The organism is Oleiphilus sp. HI0128 (genome assembly GCF_001635365.1).
Window position 1 is genome coordinate 1 of record NZ_LWGG01000669.1, and the last position, 5,678, is coordinate 5,678.

The following is a 5,678-nucleotide window of genomic DNA, read 5'->3' on the forward strand; positions in this document are numbered from 1 at the left end:
GAAGATATCGTTTTGATTGATTATGATTTGTCAGTGTTTAAAGATCATACGAGTGATGGCAATGAGCCAATTTATTCTAATAGACTTGGCGATGATGATGGGTTTCAAAGTTTTCTTTCAGAAAATAATATGAATTATGGAATCGCTATATCAGAAGGTACTTCGTTTCGACCTTCTGGAGCTGATCCATCATCTTATTGCGGGAATTATTCACGAGCACCTTATGCCGGTGGTAATCGGTTAAGGCTTGATGAATCGTATGCCATTAGCTCTGAGTACCTAGGGTGGGTAAACTTAGGAAATGGGACTTGCTCATGGAGCGGAGATTATGCTTTGCATGAAATAGCTCATGCATTAGGAATGTTTGGTCATTTTGATCCCCATTTCGGGTTATGGGATGCAACTGCAATGGATGTTCTTGCAACCATTTATAACAACCCGGCGGGAACTCCGTACGACCAAGTTGTTGTTTTGAGGGCTGATTAGCAGATAAAGCTCGATATAGAATTTAGTAGTAGTGAGCATAGGTTTAACTTTTTGGCGATTCAGTTATCTAAGCTATGCTCAAATCTTTACAGGTTGGTACATATAGAAAGGTTTTTTGATATTGTATCGGATATCCAATTCTCATAGCTTCTATTCTTAATTTCACACTCCCATATAATTATTGCTTTCCAGCCCTGTCCATCAAGAGTTTCATAGTTTCTTTTATCGCGTTTCATATTCTGTTCGAATTTACTCTGCCAAAATTCAACGTTTGATTTTGGTGTTGTACACAGATGGCAGTTTTCGTGACGGTGCCAGTAGCAGCCATTAACGAACAGGACGGTTTTGTACTTTGGGAGCACTATATCTGGCTTTCCCGGTAAATCTTTTGAATGGAGGCGAAATCTAAATCCTTGTTTATGAAGGAACTTTCTTACCTCCAGTTCAGGAGTAGTATTCTTACCTTTTATTTGAGCCATGTTCTGGCTTCGTCTGGCTTTGGATATTTTGTCTGCCATTAAGATGAACCATGGGCTATCTTCTTGAAGTCGCCAATGCTGACCATATTTGTTTCTTGGTCATCGTTTGTATTCTGCCCGCTACGCCCTAAAGCTATATTGTTTGAGTTAACAAAGGCATTCATATCAATATATCTCCAGTCTGAGCTAAGGCGAAGATCAATTCTTTGCTCCCTTGGGATGAGGTTGGCTACATAATAGCAACTAAACTTTTCCCATCCACAGAGGCTCTCAAAGAATGGCATGTGTTCCGTGTTCGCACCTAGTTTCCCAGATTTTGATAGATACTTTCTTTTTATATCGATGAGATTGAAGGCGTTATTTTTAAAGGTAATGCAATCAATGTCCGAAGAATTGCCCTTTTCGTAATGCTTTGATAGATAGAAATCATAGAATAGACGGTCATAAAAGATTGAGAATAGTGTTTCTGACCTTAAATTTAGGTTGGAGGGTAATGATGTTACTTCCTGCTCCAAAAGTTGATTTGGTAAAAATGGATCATTGTGGCTGGATACGTAGTTCTTTTTCTTAAAGCCTTTGAATAGCTCATCTGAAGAGGAAGGAAAAAAGCTTAGCTGGCCAGATTCGTTATAATCGAACTTGTAAATATCGTAGATATCAGCGATGTCCTTTGTTCTATATTCGGTTTCTATTTTTGAGCTTTTTATCTTGAGCAAGAAAAAATCAGACTTAACGTTCTCTTTCAGCATGCTATACAAAGCAAAGAAAACATCTGGTTGGGATTCGGTAACTGTTACATATACACCATTTTCGCTGAGCGGGTTCAGATCTCCTTTTGTTGAAGCAATAAACCATCCTCCGTCCATTAGCGTTCCGGGAGTAGGGGATAGGGAGTCGTATACTTCAGTTAGAGCTAGCTCTGGTATTATTCCAATTATCTTGTTAAAGAATGCATCCTCCCTTGCCGTAGTTGTTATTTTTCGTTGTGTCTGCGTGGATGGGCCTTTACCAAATACATTTCTCCAAAGTAGTTCGCAAAATGTTTCCCATTCATTCTTGGTAACTAAAGTCATTAAAATCTTCCCTATATCAATGTTCGATTCGGATGCTACCACGGTTATTGAAAACCTGTTTTTAATTCCGAGTAGTTTTCTGATATTTAGTCGCAAAATATTTTCTTAAAATCAGTTAATTATTCTTTATCTGGGTCAAATGAGTGATATGATTGTCACTCAAAATACCCAGAGGGCAAGGAATGAATAACAACAAATCGACATTGGATCTTTTAACCAAAATTCTCGAAATTTATGACCAGAAACAAATAGCTAACCACCTGAACCCGCACACGGAAAATGATTGGTGTCGAGAGACTATAAACAGAATATTGAAGGGCAAGTCCAATAAATCGTTAACTGATACTGAAGAACAGATTCTTCTCGATTTGTTGCCAAAGAAGCCCAATCATTATGATAACCCTAGTTTCAAGTTCATTGATTTGTTTGCAGGAATAGGTGGAATTAGAAAAGGCTTTGATGAAATTGGTGGGAAATGTGTTTTTACAAGTGAGTGGAATAAGTACTCTGTAAGAACTTATAAAGCCAACTTTTTCTGTGATCCTGATGAGCACGTCTTTAATGAAGATATTACTGATGTAACGCTGACAAATGATGAGAGTATTGCAGAGCAAGAGGCATATGATCATATAGATAGAGTAATCCCTGATCACGATGTATTGTTAGCTGGTTTCCCGTGTCAGCCATTTTCTTTAGCGGGAGTCTCTAAAAAGAACTCGCTTGGTAGGGCTCATGGTTTTGAATGTGAAACACAAGGCACACTGTTTTTTGATGTCTGTCGAATAATCCAAGCAAAGCAGCCTTCAGCTTTTGTTCTGGAAAATGTTAAGAACTTAAAAAGTCATGACAAAGGTAATACCTTTAAAGTGATTAGTAAGGCACTGGATGATTTAGGCTACGATGTTCTTGATATAGATTTTAACGGTACCGGGGTGCAAGATCCTAAGATAATCGACGGCAAAAAGTTTCTGCCTCAGCATCGAGAGCGTATTGTTCTAGTGGGGTTTAGAAGAGACTCAGGTTTGTCTGACGGGTTGTCTTTGAGAGATATTTCTTACCCTAAAGTTGTTCCTTCCTTCAAGGCTCTTCTGGATGAGCTTGATGAAGAAATGTCAAAAAAATATACCCTTACTCCGAGGCTTTGGGAGTATTTGTATGAGTATGCGAAAAAACATCAAGCTAAAGGAAATGGATTTGGGTATGGATTGGTTGACCCGAATGACCCAAATGCTTTTGCTCGTACTTTATCTGCCCGTTACCATAAAGATGGTTCTGAAATTCTGATAGATCAGGGGTGGGATAAAGAGTTAGGTGAGAACGATTTTTTCAACGAACAGAATCAGGCACGTCGCCCTAGGAGATTAACCCCCGCAGAGTGTGCGAGATTGATGGGATTTGATCGTCCCGGTGAATCCAATTTTGTTATACCAGTTTCAGATACTCAGGCATATAGACAGTTTGGAAACTCGGTGGTGGTACCAGTTTTTAGAGCTGTAGCTGAGCTAATGAAAAGTCGTATATATCAGGCAGTAGACCTTAAAAATAAATCCGATAAAGCTGCCTGATCAATCTACTTACTTTAGTCGCAGAACTTCATTCGACTTGAAGTTCTCGCTTGGAATGAATATTGTCTTACTATTTCCAAAGTTTATAGTATGGCAATATTCAATCATCTCGATTATCAAGGGCTAATCTCGTCCAAGGAAATCGTTTCTCGTTTATCAGAACATGGTTGTGATTTGGCTTTGATTAAGAAGCTTCCAAAGAACGCCAATGACAAAAACCAAGTTTATTTTCATCATGATGCTAGCTTACTAAACTCCGTGTTTGATATGAGCTTTAGTGAAAGAGTTGAAAGCACGAGTCAAACGAAAAGAGCATCTGCACCCGGCAAACCAATTACTCAAGCTGTCTTCAATGAATTCTATTGGCTAAGCAGTGATGGCACTTTGCATAAGACTAAAAAATGTAAAGCTATTGTATACCACCAGTACCCTGAGGCTCGGCTATCAGGTTTTCAGACAGAGCAGGGCGAAATGCCTCAATCTATGTCAGTTGAGTTCACAAAGAGTGAAGATCTACTTCCTAGGTATTTAGTAATTGGAGCTACTCAAAAGGGAATCGCAATTGCGATGATGCTTGTTGATCCGGCCGAAGAGTTTAGAAACGAGTTCATTGATCTGCCCCTTTTTGGATCCTCGAAAATATGTAAGCGTTTATCGATTAATGAGCTGGACATATCAGGCTCAGAAAAACTACGCAAAATACTTACTGATAGCGTGGCGGGCAAGACTTTAAAGGGGTGCAGGTTCGATAAAACTGGAGAAACTATCCCTTTTACAAGTACCCAAGTACATGGGTATACGCTAGAGCATGCTTGCGGAATCATTCCTAATGCAGATCAGGACGGAGACATTTTTGGCATCGAATTAAAGTGCTTTACTACGAAAAAGCTATCGTTAATAACTACTGAACCTGATGGCGGTTTGTACAAGGAAGACTTTGCTGAGTTTATGAAGACGTATGGATACCTGAAGGGTGATGACTACCGGCTGACAGGATTACATAGAGTGAACAATACAAACTCAAAGACTAACCTGACATTGCGGGTTTACTGTTTTCCTGTATCGAAAAATTCTGGCACACCTGAACGTTGCTTGTATGATGTTTCAATTCCTTTCTCTCGACAGATGAACGGGTTGCAGGTCGTTCTGGAGGATTCTTCTGGTAATAATGCTGCTAGTTGGTCTATCGAGCGATTGATGAATAAATGGGGGGCGAAACACAATGAAGTTGTTTACGTGCCTGCAACCGTAGGTATTAATGAAAACCAAGCGGAATATAGTTTGGGGTATGAGAAAAACGTTACATTTTCTGGCAGTGTATTGTGGTGCTATCGCACAACAATTGAACGGTTAATCTGCTCCATTCATGAAGGTGTTGTTTTCTTAGATCCTGCGCCAAAGTACAACGAGCATGATAAGAAAAGAAACAAGCGACGCACTCAGTGGCGTTTAAATGATATTTATTCCGCGTCTGAATCTTTGTATGAAAAGACAGAATTGATTAATTTACTCGAATGATTTTCTAAACAAATAACCGGGAGTTTAATTCCCGGTTGATTTATCGGTTCAATATTTCAAAGCATAGCAGCTAATCCAGCAGTTCCTCGCGCCAAATATCGACGTTCGCCGGTGCTTGGAATGCTAATCTGGCTTGCCCATTTTCTGCCTCAGTAACAACCAATCTTATCTGCGTTTCATTTCCTTCTGTGTCACCAACAAACAAGAATACTTCTTCACCAGATTTTCGAGAAAGATTTAGGAATCCGTTTTTCATTTTTACTAATCCTTTAGTTTTTAAAAGAATCAATGATACCTGTTTTGCATGGGTGTTTAACGATCGAATACGGGTGTTGGGTTAAAAATAGAGATAATGTAGATTATTTCCAAATAAATTGAAAAAAGTGGCTTTTGGGTATTGACCGGGTATGCACCTAAGAAGTACAATTATGAGACGGAAATCGCAAATTAATATTGCGAGATCTTATTTTGAGCTTAATATGATCATTAATAGGCCATTATGATTGTACTATATATGAGTTTTAACAAGAAAACTTTATGTTTTAAGTCGGAGTTTA

6 protein-coding genes are annotated in these 5,678 nt (G+C 38.9%); 3 read left to right on the top strand and 3 right to left on the bottom strand.

Annotation, left to right across the window (positions count from 1 at the left end):
* A partial coding sequence (locus tag A3763_RS08305) for a hypothetical protein (RefSeq protein ID WP_231872140.1) occupies positions 1 to 486 on the top strand: 486 nt, incomplete at its 5' end.
* 86 nt (positions 487 to 572) lie between these two features.
* Here A3763_RS08305 and A3763_RS30080 read toward each other — a convergent pair.
* The gene (locus A3763_RS30080; RefSeq protein WP_068634143.1) at positions 573 to 1,004 is read right to left on the bottom strand and encodes a very short patch repair endonuclease; all 432 of its coding nucleotides are present in this window, start codon (positions 1,002 to 1,004) and stop codon (positions 573 to 575) included.
* Positions 1,004 to 2,134: a hypothetical protein gene (locus tag A3763_RS08315; RefSeq protein ID WP_068634144.1), complete on the bottom strand. Its 1,131-nt coding sequence runs from the start codon at positions 2,132 to 2,134 to the stop codon at positions 1,004 to 1,006. Before A3763_RS08315 ends, A3763_RS30080 begins: the two co-directional genes overlap by 1 nt.
* An 86-nt stretch (positions 2,135 to 2,220) precedes the next feature.
* On the opposite strand from A3763_RS08315, the gene dcm reads away from it, so the two are divergent.
* Positions 2,221 to 3,603, top strand: coding sequence for a DNA (cytosine-5-)-methyltransferase (dcm, locus tag A3763_RS08320; protein WP_082880419.1), 1,383 nt, complete (start codon positions 2,221 to 2,223; stop codon positions 3,601 to 3,603).
* Positions 3,604 to 3,693: 90 nt separating this feature from the next.
* Complete coding sequence (locus tag A3763_RS08325) at positions 3,694 to 5,121, top strand: MvaI/BcnI family restriction endonuclease (RefSeq protein ID WP_068634145.1); 1,428 nt, start codon at positions 3,694 to 3,696, stop codon at positions 5,119 to 5,121.
* Between the two features lie 70 nt (positions 5,122 to 5,191).
* Here the strand turns inward: A3763_RS08325 and A3763_RS08330 are convergent, their stop codons facing one another.
* Complete coding sequence (locus A3763_RS08330; RefSeq protein ID WP_068634146.1) at positions 5,192 to 5,377, bottom strand: carbon storage regulator; 186 nt, start codon at positions 5,375 to 5,377, stop codon at positions 5,192 to 5,194.
* Positions 5,378 to 5,678: the final 301 nt, after the last annotated feature.